We start from the raw sequence: 15431 nt of genomic DNA, 5'->3' as shown, positions 1-15431 counted from the left end.
CCCGGACATCTTCGGGCGTCCCGGAGCAAGTTCTTGGCGCACCAGGAAGGGTTCCTCGGAGTACCGTCCACGCGGAGCTGGGCACCTCCGTCGCCGCACGGGCAGTACAGATAGAACTTGTGACCTTGCCTGCGGAGCTTCCACCCTGCTTCGACTAGCAGCTTTACGGCCGCAAACACGTCCTTATGGAGTTCTCCGGACACCTCGGATGGCTCCACCCAGTCGCCCGTTCCCATCGCAGCTCAGTCCCCCAATCTCCGGCAACCTTCATCGATCCTATTCGTCCCCACCGACACTGCGACGATCCAGTTGATGAGATTCAGAATCGCGGCAGCAGGGGCCCCGACCACGCGCTGTCGGGCGGTCCAAACCGCCCACCTTCCGGAGGATTCGAACGGGGCTTGATCTTCGGGTAAGCTTGTCGACGGCCCCTCATGTGGCGTCATCCTGTTGAACTCCCCCAGGACCGGAAGGTAGCAAGGGTAGATGGGCTCTGGCGGGTGCATGAGGGGTCACTTATTTAAATGTCATCCCCTACGGCTAGGTTGACCCTGTGACTGTTACTACTGCCCTCTACCGCAGGTACCGCCCCGATTCGTTCGCGGACGTTATCGGGCAGGAACACGTCACCGACCCCCTGATGACGGCCCTGCGCAAGAACCGTGTCAACCACGCCTATCTTTTCTCCGGTCCGCGCGGCTGCGGCAAGACCACGTCCGCCCGCATCCTGGCCCGCTGTCTGAACTGCGCCGAGGGCCCCACGGACACCCCCTGCGGCGTCTGCCCCAGCTGCGTTGAACTCGCCCGCGGCGGCTCCGGCTCGCTGGATGTCATCGAGATCGACGCCGCCAGCCACGGTGGCGTCGACGACGCCCGCGATCTGCGCGAGCGCGCCACCTTCGCCCCGGTCCGGGACCGCTACAAGATCTTCATCATCGACGAAGCCCACATGGTCACCTCGGCAGGCTTCAACGCCCTGCTGAAGATCGTCGAAGAGCCGCCGGAACACATCAAGTTCATCTTCGCCACCACGGAGCCGGACAAGGTCATCGGCACCATCCGCTCGCGCACGCACCACTACCCCTTCCGGCTGGTGCCGCCGGAGCCGCTCATGGCCTACCTGGAACTGCTGTGCCAGCAGGAGAACGTGCCCGTGGCGCCCGGTGTGCTCTCGCTCGTCATCCGTGCCGGCGGCGGCTCCGTCCGTGACACCCTGTCGGTGCTGGACCAGCTCATGGCCGGTGCCGGCCCCAGCGGCCTCGACTACGAGCTCGCCGTTGCACTGCTCGGCTACACCCATGCGTCACTGCTCGACGACGTCGTGGAGGCGGTCGCCGCGGCCGACTCCGCCACTGTTTTCCGGGCCGTGGACCGCGTCATCCAGACCGGCCACGATCCCCGCCGTTTCGTGGAGGACCTCCTGGAGCGCTTCCGCGACCTCATCATCGTCCAGGCGATGCCCGAGAATGCCCACGCCATCCTGCGCGGCATGCCTGCCGACCAGATCGCCCGCATGCGCAGCCAGGCCCACAACCTCGGTGCCGCCGAGCTCTCCCGCGCGGCCGACGTCACCAACACGGCCCTCACCGAGATGACCGGCGCCACCTCGCCGCGGCTGCACCTTGAGCTTCTGTGCGCCCGCATTCTGCTGCCCAGTTCGGAGCAGACAGAGCGCGGCATTGCGGCCAGGATCGACCGTGTGGAACGCCGCCTCAACTATGGTGAAGGCGCCGCTGCTCCCATGGCCGCGCCGGTTGCCTCCGCTGCGCCCGCGCCTGTTGCTGCGCCGGTGCCCGTGTCCGCGCCTGCAGCTGCGCCCGTGCCTGCCCCGGCGGCGGAAGCGCCGGCGCCGGCTCCCGCCGATTCACCTGCCCGGGAACCGCTGACGGCACCGCGCGTGTCCACCGCGGACTGGCCCGTCGACGAGCGCCAGCCTGCCGGGCGCCCCGCTCAAGCTCCTGCGACGCAGGCTCCTGCAGCGCAGGCTCCGTCCCCGGTGGCCGAAGCTGAGGAGCCGCAAGCTCCGGCGCCCGTAGCGCCTCCGGCCGCATCTCCGTCGCCGGCTCCCGCACAAGCGGCTCCCGCACAAGCGGCTCCCGCACTGCAGGCGCCCCGCCCTGCTGGAGCAGGCGACGTCGAGGCCCTGCGCCGCGCCTGGCCCGAAGTCCTGCAGACGCTGACCAAGATCAAGCGCAGCACCTGGGCCCTGGTGGAACCGAATGCCCAGGTAGCCCACTTCGACGGCCAGCAGCTCACGCTTGCCTTCACCACGGCGGGCCTCGCCGGAGCTTTCGGCCGGGCGGACCACGCCGAGAACCTCCGGCAGGCGATCCACAAGACCATCGGCATCGACTGCCAGATCGTGGCGGTCGCCGGCGGGACCAACAGCTCAGCGAGCTCTGAGCCAAACCCAAAAGCACCGGCTAGCCCGGACGTCCCGGCGCCCGGCCCAGAGGTCACTGCACCTAGCCGCGAGGCCCCAACTTCGGCTCCGGCCCCGACTTCGGCCGTCGATGCTGCGTGGGGTCTGGCTCCTGCAATGCCTGCAGATCCCTCGACTGAGGTAGCACCTGTCCAGGCAGAGCCGGTCCAGGCAGCGCCAGGTCCGGCAGAGCCGACGACGGCGGCGGCGGCGGCATCCGCTGCTGCGGCGGCGCCCGCTATTGCGTGGGGTGCTCCTGCTACGGCACCTGCTTCAGTTGCCTTGCCCCCTGCCGCCCCGGAGTCCGCACCGGCTTCCGCCGCTGCCCAGCCGACCACACCGGCAACCCCTCCAGCCACGCCTGAGTCCACCGGCGATTACGCTTACCCGGATGACGACTGGGGACCGCCGCGCGACGAGGACGCCCCGCCCCTGGACGAGGAACCTCCCGCCGATTGGGAACCGACAGGTAGCTATCCGCCTGCCCCGGCAGCACGCTCCGCAAACGCCGCACCTCCCGCGGCCGCGCCGAAGAAGGCCACACCGTCAAAGGCGGCCGCTGCCAAAGCTGCGGCGAAGTCAGCAGCCGTCGGCACAGCCGTGGACCAGGCATCGGCTCCCGACACCGCTCAAGACCCCTGGTCGCGTGCAGTGGAGCAGTCTCCTGGGTCCTGGGTTGTCGGCAGCGCGTCCAATGTGGGCGCGCAGGCTGCAGCCGAGCAGGCTTCGGCACAGGAACAGGCACAGGCCGTGCACGAGCCTCCCGCGCCGCCCGTCTACGAGCCGGCCGCCGCCCAGATGCCCACGGTTCCCGTGCCGTCCGGCTGGGACATCCCGCCGTCGTCGGGCTGGCCGGTTGCGCCCGCCGCCGCAGCAGCAACCGCTGCCACCTCCCAGGCAAGCACTCTGGCGGAGTCGCACGGGTCCGTCGCAACCATGGAGGAGCCCGCTCCGGCTGACCGCGGCACGGGCCGGCAAAGCCTGTACCAGCGGCTCACGAACAGCCCGGAAGCCCAGGCCGGACGCCAGCAGGCGCCGGTCCGGGCCCAGGAATCCGCCGCCCCGGCGGTCGAGGAAATTCCGAGCCCGGACGACGAAACCATCGAGGATTCCAAGCTCTTTGGCCGGGCCGCGGTGGAGCGTATTCTGGGCGCAAAGCTGCTCGAAGTACGGGCCCTGGACGGCACTCCCCTGCAGGCCCGCTAACTGCCGCCACCGCGGTGTGGCAAGCCCAGAAGCAGGCAGGCGAAGCCAGGCCCGGCGCCGCAGCGAAGAATTGATATCGAACGAACGAGGACATTGTGTACGAAGGTGCAGTTCAGGAGCTGATTGATGAGCTCGGCCGGCTTCCCGGCGTCGGGCCCAAATCGGCGCAGCGCCTGGCGTTCCACATCCTCGAGGCCGATCCCGAGGACATGAAGCGCCTCGTCACGGCCATCACCACGGTCAAGGAGCGCGTGAAGTTCTGCACGGTCTGCGGCAACGTGACCGAGCAGGAACTGTGCAACATCTGCCGCGACCCGCGCCGCGATCCCTCGGTGATCTGCGTGGTCGAAGAGTCCAAGGACGTCCTGGCCGTGGAGCGCACCCGGTCCTTCCGGGGCAGGTACCACGTGCTCGGCGGCGCCATCAATCCGATCGCGGGCATCGGGCCCGAGCAGCTGCGCATCCGCGAACTCCTCACGCGGCTCAATGACGGCGCCATCCAGGAAATCATCATCGCCACGGACCCCAACCTGGAGGGCGAAGCGACGGCCACGTACCTGGCACGCATGCTCAAGTCCATCGGCATCACGGTGACCCGGCTCGCGTCCGGCCTGCCCGTGGGCGGAGACCTGGAATACGCCGACGAGGTCACCCTGGGCCGTGCCTTCGAGGGCCGCCGCAACGCCCTGGCCTGATACTGATGCACGCAGCAGGGATCACCCCGGTTCTCACCGAACGCCTTGAGCTGCGCCTGCTGAAAGCCGACGACGCCGATGCCGTCCTCCGCTTTCGCGGTCGCCAGGATGCCACAAGGTATCTCTCCCACGAAGCCCTGGGTGCTGAGGAAAATACCAAGCGCCTTGCCGAGCAGCTGATACGCGCGGCATCGTCCACGGTTGGCTGGTATCACCTCGGCTGGGCCATCGTGCTCCGGGCAAACGGCGAGGTCATTGGCGACGCCCGGACGTGGAACACGGCCGAACCGCCCCTGGCCGGCAAACTGCCTTCAGACCACCCCTCGCTTGGCTACATCCTGCACCCGGACCACCAAGGTCTGGGGTACGGCCGCGAAGCAGCGGAAGCATTGGTGGCTTGGTTGGCCCATGAACGCGGTGCGAACACCATCTTCGCCGGCGTCTACGAACCAAACACAGCTTCCAGGCGGCTGTTGGAAAGCCTCGGCTTCACGAAGGACCGGCACTTCACCGCAGAGCAGGACAGCCATGGCAAGGCATTGCCGTCATGGCGCTACCGCTTGGACGTCTCCGCCACGCCTTGAGGCCTTCAGACCACCCCTACCCCCGATGCGCGCGCCGACGCGCCAGCAGCAGGCCCGGTACGGTCACCACGGCGGCCACACCGAGCTGTCCTGCCCATCCAATCAAGGCGAGGGGCATCGGCGTCGGGAGCTCTTCGCTGGACGCCCCGTTGAGGCAGGGCACATCCCAGGCAGGCCCTTCGGATGCCCATTGCATGCCGTCCAGGACCCACGCGAGATCTTCTTCCACGGGAACGGATCCCACAGCCACGGTGCCGAACAGCACGGACGGATGCATGGCCCCGAGCCACGCCACGCGTTCCGAATGCAGCACGGTTTCACTCCGGACGGGCTCGCCGATGCACTCGTAGTACGTGTACCGGCCAATGCTGTCGCGCTTCACATTGACGGCCACGGACGCCGGTTCATCCACCAGCGTGCCCGGCAGCAGCATCGCCATGGCCACCACATTGCCAACGCACATGGCCGCGGCCAGGAGCCAGGCGAGCACACCGCCGGGCAGGGTTCCCGCGAAGCATGCCCTGGCGCCGGCGCCGATCGCGCCGAAAGCGAAGAACTCAAAGACCATGACCCCGACGGCGGGCACAACGGCCGCCGGCGTGCCCACCACCAAGCCATATCCCAGCAGCAGCAAGCCGGCCGGCAGCGCGAATGCCAGTCCACGGACGCCGGCGCCCAGCACACCGCCGAGCACCGGCGCCAGGTACGGATGCGCTGAGTGGAATCCCCAGCGAACGCCCAAAACGGCCGCCACCACGGCCAGCAAAGCCGCCGCCAGGAAGAGGCCCGCAACGCCCACAGCCGGCGCCAACCATCCCCCGCTGTCCGAGGCGAACCAGCCGTCGGAGGCACCCCACGCTGCCACCGCCATGCTGCCGCCGATGGCAAACAGCAGGCCACACAACACGGTGAACCAGAAGCGGACGCTGGCGAAGGCCGGCCGGGCATCCCGCCACGCCTCCCGGACGGCGCCGAACGCCGCGGGGCGGCGTGCCCCGGCACCAGCATCGTCGTCGGGAGCACCGCCGTCGGGCCCAGAACTCTCGAACCGGCCGTCGAACCCAGAACCGCGGAGGCCGCCGTCGAACCCGCTCCCAAACCCCCGCGAGGCCCCGTCGTCAATCACGCCCCTGCCGATGTCCTCGAAGAGCGGCTCCTCCGGGAGCGGATCGTTCGCGGCGGGCATGGGCCGGGCTACGCGATCCGGGTGCCGCGCGCCAGCCGGTGTGCGGGGGTCCGCAGCGAGCGCCAGCCCAGCCACATGAGGAGCCCGGTCAGCACCAGCTGCAGCCCCAGCCCGAGCGGCCACAGCGGGGTGGTCTGGCCCAGGTACTGCGGGTGCGGCACGCCGTTGGCGCAGGGGTAGGTGTGTTCGGGGCCGGCCAGCGCGTACCGGGAGCTCTGGCTGATGGACTCGATCATGCCGGGGTAGGGGTAGTTCATGCCCTGGACGTTGCGGTCCGGGTAAGGAATGGCATCGGCCACCACAACGTAGGGGTTCATGGCGAGCACCCAGGCAACGCGCTCGGTGCGGTACGCGGGGTGCTCTTCCAGCGGTCCCACGCATGTGTGGTCGGGCTGGCCGTTGGTGTTCGGTACCGGGAACTGCCTTTCCATGTACGAATACTGTGGATTGTTGGCCAGGACGGTCCCCTGGGTGAGCTGCGTGCCCAGCCCGAACGCGATCAGCGTCCCCACCACCAGTCCGGCCACGGTGAGGTACGTGACCACGATCGAGAACAGCGGCCGCCCCGCCAGCGCCGAAATCCCGACTCCTATCCCGCACACCACGGCCAGTTCCACGGCCAGCATGAGCAGGGACACCAGCACGTGCCCGGGCGTCATCTCGCCCTGCATCACGCCGAACACCAGGAACGGCGTGCTGGTCACCAGGAACGCGAGCGCCGCCAGCCAGGCCGCGCAGAACTTGCCCCACAGGATCTGGCCGGGCCTGAGCAGGGTGATCTGCAGGATGGCCAGGGTCCCGCCCGCACGGTCGCCGTTGACGGCATTCGCGGACAGGGCGGGCGCCACCAGCAGCCCGAACAGCAGCACGAACGCGAGCACCACCTCGAAGATCATGGATCCGGGCCCGCTGGGCTCGCGCAGTACCGAGTCGGGTACGGGCTGCATGTACTGCTGGCTGGCGTTCCAGCTGGCCCACGTCAGCCAGCTCACCAGCGCGATCAGCGCGAACCAGATGCCCAGCATGATGTACCAGCCGCGGGAACGGAGCCGCTGCTTCATTTCAAGCACCACTACATCGCGGATGCCCGCAAAATAAGCGACGACGGCGTTCCCTGCCGGGGCGGGACGCCTCGCTTCCGCCGGGGTGCCGGTGCTGTCGCCCACCAGGCTCATGGCCGGTCCCCGTTCATCGTCGTTCCGCGTCCAGGGTCATGTACGTCTCCTCGAGGGCGCCGGTGGTGGGCGCGAAGCTGACCACGCCGACGCCCGAATCGACGAGCCGCTTGAGCAGGGTGGCGGCGTCGTCGTCGTCCATCAGCACCAGGCTCACGGACGGGCGGCGGCCGCCTTCCGCGCGGAAGACCAGCCCGAACTCGTGCAGCCTGGCACTGAGCGCAACGCCGTCGAGGGCGGTGACGGAATAGCGGCGGCCCTCCTTGGCGGCTTCGTCGACCGTCTGCTGCTTGACGGTGCGGCCTTGATTGACGAACACGGCGCCGTCGGCGATCTCGTCCAGTTCGCTGAGCACATGCGAGGACACCACCACGGCCTTCCCGGCAGCGGCCAGTTGCCGCAGCAGGTTCCGCAGTTCCACCCGGGATCCCGGGTCCAGCCCCGAGGCAGGTTCGTCCAGGAGCAGCACGGAGGGGTCGTGGATCAGGGCGCGGGCCAGGCTGAGGCGCTGCTGCTGGCCGCGGGACAGCACCCGGGCGGGCTGGTCGGCCAGGGTGTCCAGCCGGACAGCATGCAGCAGATGGGACACCCGCTGGCCGCGGCTTTCGGCGGGGAGCCGGTAGAAACGGGCGATCTGGGTGAGGATCTCGCGGGCAGTCAATGATTCCCACACGCCCAGGGTGTCCGGCATCCAGCCGACTTTGCGCCGGACGGTGGCGCGGTGGCGGACGGGGTCGAAGCCGTCGATGCGGATGGTTCCTGTATCGGGCCGGAGCAGCGAGGCGAGCATCAGCAGGAGCGTGGTCTTGCCCGCGCCGTTGGGCCCGATGAGCGCGGTGACCTTGCCGGCCGGGGCGTGGAAGTCCATGTATTCGACGGCATGGACGCTCCCGAAGCGGCGGGAAACCCCCTGGGCCGTGACGCCAAGCATTGTGGCGCCCGGTGCCATGACGCCCGGTGCAGCAGCCCCGGGCACGCCCCCATCGGCGCGGGCATCCGGCGCCGGATCACCGCCCGGCATTCCGCCGGCACTCTGGGTCATACGCCGATGGTACGCCGCACGGCTCCGCACGGATACGCGGTGTGTGGCCGCTATTTGGTCACAATTCCCGCGCCGGCTCGGGGCGGCGATAAACTGGCGGAATAAGCCACACCGGCATGCCCAAATTGGCGGCCGGATTTCGAACCCTAGTGATCCTGTGAGGGTGCGCGCATGAGTATGCCCACTACCGAAGTGAAGACCGAAGAGCTGTCCGTCGAGGCTGCCGTCACCAAGCAGCTGATCGTGCAGAAGTTCGGCGGCTCCTCGGTTTCGGACGCCGAAGGCATCAAGCGGGTTGCACGTCGTGTTGTGGACGCGCAGAAGGCCGGAAACGAGGTGGTCGTGGTGGTCTCCGCCATGGGCGACACCACCGATGAGCTCCTGGACCTGGCCGCCCAGGTGACCGATTCCGCTCCGGCCCGCGAGATGGACATGCTCCTCTCCGCCGGCGAGCGCATTTCCATGGCCCTGCTGGCCATGGCCATCAACAAGTACGGCGCTTCGGCCCAGTCCTTCACGGGTTCCCAGGCCGGCATGATCACGGACGGCATCCACGGCAAGGCCCGGATCATCGACGTCGACCCCCACCGCATCCGCACTTCCCTGGACAAGGGCCACATCGCGATTGTGGCCGGCTTCCAGGGCATGAGCCGCAGCACCAACGAGATCACCACGCTGGGCCGCGGCGGCTCCGACACCACGGCCGTGGCACTGGCCGCCGCCCTCGAGGCCGATGTCTGCGAGATCTACACGGACGTTGACGGCATCTACACGGCGGACCCGCGCGTGGTTCCGGCCGCCCAGAAGATCGACCGCATCTCCAGCGAGGAGATGCTGGAACTGGCGGCTTCCGGCGCCAAGATCCTGCACCTGCGCTGCGTGGAGTACGCCCGCCGCTTCGGTGTGCCGCTGCACGTCCGCTCTTCATTCAGCCAGCACGAAGGCACCTGGGTCATTCCCGGCGCCGATGACAAGTCCACCATTCAAGAGGGAGTTGCCTTGGAGCAGCCAATCATCTCCGGCGTTGCACACGACCGGTCCGAAGCCAAGGTCACCGTTGTTGGCGTTCCCGACATTCCGGGCAAGGCCGCCGCGATCTTCCAGGTGATCGCCAAGGCGCACTCCAACATCGACATGATCGTCCAGAACGTGTCTACCCACGGCACCGGCCGCACGGACATCTCGTTCACCCTGCCGATCGTCGAAGGTGCAGAGGCCCTCGCCGCCCTGCGCGCGGCCGAAGAGGAAATCGGCTTCGAGAGCATCGAGTACAACGAGCACGTTGGCAAGCTCTCCCTGATCGGCGCGGGCATGCGTTCTCACCCGGGCGTTTCGGCCACCTTCTTCAAGGCCCTCTCCGACGCCGGCATCAACATCGACATGATCTCCACCTCGGAAATCCGCATCTCCGTGGTCACCAGCGCTGACAAGCTGGATGAGGCCGTGCGCGCCATCCATGCCGCGTTCGAGCTCGACGGCGAAGCCGAAGCCACCGTCTACGGCGGCACCGGCCGCTAGTCCCCACCGCCTCCCTAGCCTCGCTCCGCTCGGCCAGGGAACCCGGGCGGCGTGGGCCCAACAGCCCGGCGGCAGGCCGCCGTCGGGCATTAAACATGGAAGGACCGGGGCTCGCGCTCCGGTCCTTTTGCTTTAGTCGGCGTGACGTTCAGCCCGCTCGGGTTTCAGTCGGCTTCCTTGCGGACACCGTAGTGATGGCCCTCGGCATCGGTCTCTACAACGAAGTGCTCGAGGTCTTCCTGCGAAGCCGATTCAAAGACGTCGTGCTTGTGGACCACGGGCGCTTTGGTGTCGCCCTGGGTTGCCGGGCCGAAGAGCGCCTGCAGGCGTTCCGTCACCCTCATGAAGGTGTCGAGTGCATGTCCCACAATTTCCACCTCCTTCCCCGCAGCGAGGTCCAGCCGAATGGCCGGGCCTGGTGGTTCCAGTGAGCCAATCTTACGCCCGGAAGCCCGAAAAGGCCCGGGATCCGGCTCAGCGCAGGGACTTGTCCTCGGGGTTCTTCGGCACCACGTAGGTGCTTCCGTCCGGACGCCGGAGCGTTTCCCACTGCTGGGCTTCCGCCTGGCGCTGTGCGAGCAGCCTGCGGTTTTCCTGGGTCATCTCATGGTCCAGCGAGCTGCTGTGCGCGGGCCCGAAAATGACCCGCAGCCGGCCTGTGGCGCGCATGAACTTGTGGGTAAGGGATTCCTTGGCCACCCGGATCGACTCCCCTTTCAAAGGTAGTATGGTTCAAGAGTACACTAATAATTAGTGCACTAATCAATTCACCTAACAGCAACACCGAACAACGCTGGAGGCAAACCGTGACGACGGTCCGTGAGATCACCCCGGAGACCGGGAACGACGACGACCTCCTGCTGGAGCGCCAGCTCTGCTTTGCGCTGACGGTCGCCTCGCGCAGCGTGGTGGGGATCTACAAGCCCGTGCTGGAGCGGCTGGGGCTGACGCATCCCCAGTACCTCGTCATGCTGGCATTGTGGGAGCGCAGCCCGCGCACCCTCAAGGACGTCAGCGAGGCACTGCTGCATGAACCGGCCACCCTCTCGCCCATCCTGCGCCGCCTGGAGGAAGCCGGCCTGGTGACCCGCGGCCGCATCCCCGGCAACGAGCGCGCCCTGGCCATCACGCTCACCGAGGCGGGCACGGCCCTCCGGCAGCAAGCCACCGCCGTGCCGGGAATCATCATGGAACGCCTGCAGCTGAGCCGCGAGGAAGTCGCCGGACTCCACAAGGCCATGACGGGCCTCATCGCGGCCACGCAGCACGTGCCGGGCGCACACGCCTGAGCCGCAGACGTATGAGGCTGATTCAAAGCCCAAACCGTCAAGAGGCGTAAAATGGCAGAAACCTAGGAGAGTCCATGCGCATGCGAACAGTACGGCCATTGCTGGCGCTCCTTGCCGTGGCCGGACTCGCCGCCTGCACGGCCGGGCCGCCGGCCGCCCCCGGCGGAAGCGGCACTGGCTCCGCACCGCCGTCGTCCGCCACCCAGTCCGCCTCGCCCACCACCGGCGCGCAGCCCACCACGCTGGGCCCCGAGGACATGACCCCGGACCCCTCGCTCTCCTACCCCGGCACGGAAGTCACCCCCGGCCAGGGCAACGCCGAACTCTCGATCCTCATCATGGACTCGCCCGCCGCCACACCGCTGAGCTACACGCTCGTCTGCCGCGACGGCGCCCCGGCCGCCGAAAGCAAGCACCCCACCGCCGCCGCGGGCTGCACGGCCTTGAAAAGCAACCCGGCGCTGCTGGAGCGCAAGCCCAAATCCGTTGACCAGATCTGCACCGAACAGTACGGCGGGCCGCAGACGGCCCAGGTCACCGGCGCCGTGGACGGCGTCGAGGTCAACGTGTCCTACAGCCTCACCAACGGCTGCGAAATCTCGGCGTGGAACGCCGTCCGCGACATCCTTGGTTCCTCCGGTGGAGCAGCCTAGGCCCCAGCACCTCCCGCAAGAGCAATGGCTCGGGCTGGAGGCCGCCCATCACGCGCGCGTGGCCCGCTACGCCGATCCCTACCTGGCCCGGCGCTCCGCCGGGCGCAAGCACCCCGTGGAGGATTTCCTCTTCACCTACTACACCCAGAAGCCGGGCCAGCTGTTGCGCTGGCACCCGGGCGACGGCGTGGTGCTGTCCGGCGAGCGCGCTGCCGAGCGCGCCGCATGGAAGTTCTACACGGTGCTCGACGACGCCGGGCTGGCGGCCGCGGGCCTGCCGTCGGGCACCGTGGCGGTCACCTTTGACCGCGAACGGTTCCTGGCCGAACGCACCGAGGCCGTGCGTTTCGCGGGGATCATCCTCGCCGGCACCGCGGCGCGGCCGGGCCAGTTCGGCTGCTTCGGGCTGCACGAGTGGGCCATGGTCTACCGACAGGACAAGTTCGACCTCCGGCACGAATACCTGCAGCTGAGGCTCGGTTCCAAAGGCACGGACACGGTGGTGGAGGAAAACCGGATTCGCTGCTCGCACTTCGATGCCTTCCGCTTCTACACCCCGGACGCCATCCCGCTCAACGAGCTCACGCCCACCCGCGAGAACCAGCGCACCATGGAACAGCCCGGCTGCCTCCACGCCAACATGGACCTCTACAAGTGGGCCTACAAGCTGGCCCCGGCCCTGCCGAGCGAACTGGTGATGGACTGCTTCGAGCTGTCCTGGCGGATCCGCGCCATGGACATGCAGGCTTCCCCCTACGACCTTGAAGAATGGGGCTACCCGCCCATCAGGATCGAGACAGCGCAGGGCAAGGCCGAGTACGTTGAGTACCAGCGGGCCTTCGCCGCCGAATCCCAGGAACTGAGGGCCCGCGTGCTCGCAGCCGTGCAGCCGCTTCTGGACCACCCGCTCCTGAAGCCGGCCTAGGCTGCCGCACCCGCCGCCACCCAGCGAAAGGTACCCATGACTGCCGCCGAACCGCACGACGTCGACCTGGCCGTCACGCTCACAGAGTCACCCGGCGGCCTGGTCCATGAGTTCACCCTCCGGGCCGCCGGCGGCCGCCTCTCGCCCGGCTCCACCCTGCCCGACGCGCCCGCGGCGCTGGCCGCCGTCGAGCAGTTTGGCGAGAAGATCTTCTTCCCGGAGCCCCAACCCTTCCGGCTCTGCACCCAGCAATACGGCGGCCCGCAAGTGGCGGTGGTGACCGGCTGGTTCCATGGCCGCAAGGTCAACAGCCGTTTCAGCCGGACGGACGGCTGCGAGATCGCGCGCTGGCGCACCATGGCCGCGCTGCTCGGCGGGACGGCCGGATCCACGGGAGCTGTTTAGGGCTGGGGGTTCTCCGGCCGGCGACTGGCGCCCTCACACATTCAGGACCGGCGGGGTGACGTTGGGCGGCAGCGGCTCGTGGCGCAGGTAACTGCGGCGGAAACGGCCGGTGCCCGCGGTCAGCGCACGCAGCTCCACGACGTACCTCAGCAGCTCATCGTCCGGGACCTCGGCGCTGATCTCGGTACCCTCGCCGTCGGCCGAGGTGGTGCCGGTCAGCCGCCCCCGGCGCGAGGACAGATCGCTCATCACGGCACCCACAAACTCGTCCGGAACCGTGATGGTCACCGCGGAGACGGGCTCGAGCAGCTGGATCCGTGTGGCGGCCGCGGCCTCGCGCAACGCCAGCGCGCCCGCGGCCTGGAATGCAGCATCGGAGGAGTCCACGCTGTGGGCCTTGCCGCCCACCAGCCGCACCCGGATGTCCACCACCGGGAACCCGGCGGACACCCCCTTCTGCATCTGGGCGCGGACCCCCTTCTCAACGGAGGTGATGAAGGGCCCGGGAACCACGCCGCCCACGATCTTGTCGATGAACTCGAAGCCGGCACCGCGTTCCATCGGTTCCACGTCGATGTCGCAGATGGCGTACTGGCCGTGGCCGCCGGACTGCTTGACGTACCGGCCGTGGCCGCTGGCCGGCGCGGCGAAGGTCTCCCGGAGCGGCGTGATCACGCCGACGGTCTCCAGTTTCACGCCCTGCTCACGGAGCCGGTCCAGCACCACGTCGGCGTGGGCCTGGCCCATGCACCACAGGATCAGCTGGTGGGTTTCGGCGTTGCGTTCCACGCGCAGGGTCGGGTCCCCTGCCGTGATCTTGCCCAGGCTCTTGGCCAGGGCGTCCTCATCGTTGCGCGAGGCAGCCTTGACCGCCACGGGCATCAGCGGTTCAGGCATGTCCCAGGGCAACAGCAGGAGCGGCAGCTCCTTCGCCGAGACCGTATCACCGGTCTCGGCGCTGCCCACCTTGGTGATCGCGCAGATATCGCCCGCCACGCACTGCGGCGTGGGCCGCAGTGCTGAGCCCAGCGGCGAGTGCAGGTGCGTGAGCCGTTCGTCGGCGTCGTGGTCCTGGTGCCCGCGGGCGGACAGGCCGTGACCGGCAACGTGCACGGCCGAATCCTGCCTCAGCGTGCCGGAGAAGACGCGCACCAGGCAGACCCGGCCGAGGAACGGATCGATGCTGGTGCGGACCACTTCGCCGGCCAGTGGCCCGGCAGGGTCACAGATCAGTTTCCTGGCCGGAACTCCGTCGAGGTCCGTCACCGCCGGCAGGGGACGTTCGAGCGGAGACGGGAACGAGCTGCCGAGTACCTCCAGCAGCTCGTCGATGCCGACGCCCGTTTCTGCCGAGGTGGCCAGCACCGGGAAGAATGAACCCCGCGCGACGGCGGTCTCCAAGTCTTCGACCACCGTTTCGAGGGCGAGGTCCTCACCGCCGAGGTAGCGGTCCATCAGCGTCTCGTCCTCGCTCTCCGCGATGATCCCCTCGATGAGCGCGCCGCGGGCGGACTCCGCGGCCGCCAGCTCGGCAGGCTCCGCCGGGCGCACTGCGGGGCGCTCGGCGCGGCGGTCCGCGGCGCGTCCCGCGCTCCGGTAGTCCGAAACGGTCCCGGCCAGCAGCCCGAGCAGTCCGGTCACAGCGCCGTCGCTGCGCACGGGCAGGTGCAGCGGCAGCACAGACTCGCCGAACGCCCCGCGGCAGGCGGCCAAGGCGGCGTCGTAATCTGCCCGCGGATGGTCCAGGCGGCTGATCACCACGGCACGGGGCATACCGGCACGCTCGCACTCGGCCCACAAAGCGGTGGTCGCGGCGTCGATCGGATCGCTCGCAGACACCACGAACAGGGCGCCATCCGCGGCGCGGAGGCCGGCACGCAGCTCACCCACAAAGTCCGTGTAGCCGGGCGTATCGATCAGGTTCACCTTGATCCCGTCCAGGGACAACGGCACCACGGCGAGTGCCACCGAGCGCTGCTGGTGGACTTCGGCCGGGTCCGAGTCGCTCAGGGTGGTGCCCTCCGGGATCGATCCCATGCGTGCAATGACGCCCGTGGCGGCCAGCAGGGCCTCCACCAGCATCGTCTTGCCGGCGCCCGATCTGCCCACCAGGGCCACGTTGCGGATGCCCGCGGGACCATCCATGCGGGGCACGGCGGACGCGTCTCCCCGCTGGGACTCGGACGGGGACCGCCCTAAATTCTTCGCCTGGCCGTTTGAGCCTTTCGTCGACATGGGTGCCTCCTGCTGTGTTCCCGCCACCGGACCCCCGTTAACAGATTCGACACCCTCGGGGCACCGGACGGCAAGAGGGCACCGGTGCTGTTCCCT

14 protein-coding genes and 1 other RNA gene are annotated in these 15431 nt (G+C 68.6%); 9 read left to right on the top strand and 6 right to left on the bottom strand.

Annotated elements, in window-relative coordinates; translation table 11 throughout:
- Positions 1-423: 423 nt before the first annotated feature.
- The 4 genes from ffs (at position 424) to NVV90_RS02590 (ending at position 4907) form a co-directional block, all read left to right on the top strand.
- Positions 424-520: signal recognition particle sRNA small type (ffs, locus tag NVV90_RS02605), an RNA gene on the top strand.
- A 33-nt stretch (positions 521-553) separates the two neighbouring features.
- Positions 554-3628: a DNA polymerase III subunit gamma and tau gene (locus tag NVV90_RS02600; protein WP_258439641.1), complete on the top strand. Its 3075-nt coding sequence runs from the start codon at positions 554-556 to the stop codon at positions 3626-3628.
- A 95-nt stretch (positions 3629-3723) separates the two neighbouring features.
- Positions 3724-4323, top strand: a complete 600-nt coding sequence (recR, locus tag NVV90_RS02595) for a recombination mediator RecR (RefSeq protein WP_207617040.1) — start codon at positions 3724-3726, stop codon at positions 4321-4323.
- A 5-nt stretch (positions 4324-4328) separates the two neighbouring features.
- Positions 4329-4907, top strand: a complete 579-nt coding sequence (locus NVV90_RS02590; protein ID WP_258439640.1) for a GNAT family N-acetyltransferase — start codon at positions 4329-4331, stop codon at positions 4905-4907.
- A gap of 16 nt (positions 4908-4923) precedes the next feature.
- Here the strand turns inward: NVV90_RS02590 and NVV90_RS02585 are convergent, their stop codons facing one another.
- Genes NVV90_RS02585 through NVV90_RS02575 form a run of 3 tightly spaced genes read right to left on the bottom strand, consistent with a single transcriptional unit; the run spans position 4924 to position 8217 of the window.
- A complete protein-coding gene (locus tag NVV90_RS02585; protein WP_258439639.1) occupies positions 4924-6093 on the bottom strand; it encodes a hypothetical protein in 1170 nt (389 codons plus the stop codon).
- A gap of 8 nt (positions 6094-6101) precedes the next feature.
- Positions 6102-7268, bottom strand: coding sequence for an ABC transporter permease (locus NVV90_RS02580; protein WP_258439638.1), 1167 nt, complete (start codon positions 7266-7268; stop codon positions 6102-6104).
- 13 nt (positions 7269-7281) lie between these two features.
- A complete protein-coding gene (locus NVV90_RS02575; RefSeq protein WP_396125382.1) occupies positions 7282-8217 on the bottom strand; it encodes an ABC transporter ATP-binding protein in 936 nt (311 codons plus the stop codon).
- 264 nt (positions 8218-8481) lie between these two features.
- On the opposite strand from NVV90_RS02575, the gene NVV90_RS02570 reads away from it, so the two are divergent.
- Entirely contained in the window at positions 8482-9828 is a 1347-nt protein-coding gene (locus tag NVV90_RS02570) for an aspartate kinase (RefSeq protein WP_258439635.1), read from the top strand.
- A 164-nt stretch (positions 9829-9992) separates the two neighbouring features.
- On the opposite strand, the gene NVV90_RS02565 is transcribed toward NVV90_RS02570, so the two are convergent.
- Positions 9993-10172 (bottom strand): hypothetical protein, encoded by a 180-nt coding sequence (locus tag NVV90_RS02565; protein WP_396125381.1) that lies wholly within the window; start codon positions 10170-10172, stop codon positions 9993-9995.
- Positions 10173-10302: 130 nt separating this feature from the next.
- On the bottom strand, positions 10303-10497 hold the full coding sequence (locus NVV90_RS02560; RefSeq protein WP_396125380.1) for a hypothetical protein: 195 nt from the start codon (positions 10495-10497) through the stop codon (positions 10303-10305).
- Positions 10498-10634: 137 nt separating this feature from the next.
- Between NVV90_RS02560 and NVV90_RS02555 the strand changes: the two genes are divergently transcribed.
- From NVV90_RS02555 to NVV90_RS02540, 4 genes are all read left to right on the top strand, one after another.
- On the top strand, positions 10635-11117 hold the full coding sequence (locus NVV90_RS02555; RefSeq protein WP_258439633.1) for a MarR family winged helix-turn-helix transcriptional regulator: 483 nt from the start codon (positions 10635-10637) through the stop codon (positions 11115-11117).
- Positions 11118-11191: 74 nt separating this feature from the next.
- Positions 11192-11770 carry a subtilase-type protease inhibitor gene (locus tag NVV90_RS02550; protein WP_258439632.1) on the top strand — a complete coding sequence of 193 codons (579 nt, stop codon included), beginning with the start codon at positions 11192-11194 and terminating at the stop codon, positions 11768-11770.
- A complete protein-coding gene (locus NVV90_RS02545; protein ID WP_258439631.1) occupies positions 11757-12695 on the top strand; it encodes a 3-methyladenine DNA glycosylase in 939 nt (312 codons plus the stop codon). Before NVV90_RS02550 ends, NVV90_RS02545 begins: the two co-directional genes overlap by 14 nt.
- 36 nt (positions 12696-12731) lie before the next feature.
- The gene (locus NVV90_RS02540) at positions 12732-13100 is read left to right on the top strand and encodes a serine protease inhibitor (protein WP_258439630.1); all 369 of its coding nucleotides are present in this window, start codon (positions 12732-12734) and stop codon (positions 13098-13100) included.
- Between the two features lie 33 nt (positions 13101-13133).
- On the opposite strand, the gene NVV90_RS02535 is transcribed toward NVV90_RS02540, so the two are convergent.
- The gene (locus tag NVV90_RS02535) at positions 13134-15335 is read right to left on the bottom strand and encodes an elongation factor G-like protein EF-G2 (RefSeq protein WP_258439629.1); all 2202 of its coding nucleotides are present in this window, start codon (positions 15333-15335) and stop codon (positions 13134-13136) included.
- Positions 15336-15431 lie beyond the last annotated feature (96 nt).

It is taken from the genome of Arthrobacter sp. CJ23 (assembly GCF_024741795.1).
Lineage (GTDB): Bacteria > Actinomycetota > Actinomycetes > Actinomycetales > Micrococcaceae > Arthrobacter.
The sequence above is the reverse complement of the archived record's forward strand: the minus strand, read 5'-3'. Positions and strand labels throughout refer to the sequence as shown.

Excerpts from the sequence above, each read along its gene's own strand:
- NVV90_RS02590 (WP_258439640.1), top strand. The coding sequence starts at position 4,329 with ATGCACGCAGCAGGGATCACCCCGGTTCTCACCGAACGCCTTGAGCTG.
- NVV90_RS02585 (WP_258439639.1), bottom strand. The coding sequence starts at position 6,093 with ATGCCCGCCGCGAACGATCCGCTCCCGGAGGAGCCGCTCTTCGAGGAC.
- NVV90_RS02580 (WP_258439638.1), bottom strand. The coding sequence starts at position 7,268 with ATGAGCCTGGTGGGCGACAGCACCGGCACCCCGGCGGAAGCGAGGCGT.
- NVV90_RS02575 (WP_396125382.1), bottom strand. The coding sequence starts at position 8,217 with ATGGCACCGGGCGCCACAATGCTTGGCGTCACGGCCCAGGGGGTTTCC.
- NVV90_RS02570 (WP_258439635.1), top strand. The coding sequence starts at position 8,482 with ATGAGTATGCCCACTACCGAAGTGAAGACCGAAGAGCTGTCCGTCGAG.
- NVV90_RS02565 (WP_396125381.1), bottom strand. The coding sequence starts at position 10,172 with ATGAGGGTGACGGAACGCCTGCAGGCGCTCTTCGGCCCGGCAACCCAG.
- NVV90_RS02560 (WP_396125380.1), bottom strand. The coding sequence starts at position 10,497 with ATGCGCGCCACAGGCCGGCTGCGGGTCATTTTCGGGCCCGCGCACAGC.
- NVV90_RS02550 (WP_258439632.1), top strand. The coding sequence starts at position 11,192 with ATGCGCATGCGAACAGTACGGCCATTGCTGGCGCTCCTTGCCGTGGCC.
- NVV90_RS02540 (WP_258439630.1), top strand. The coding sequence starts at position 12,732 with ATGACTGCCGCCGAACCGCACGACGTCGACCTGGCCGTCACGCTCACA.
- NVV90_RS02535 (WP_258439629.1), bottom strand. The coding sequence starts at position 15,335 with ATGTCGACGAAAGGCTCAAACGGCCAGGCGAAGAATTTAGGGCGGTCC.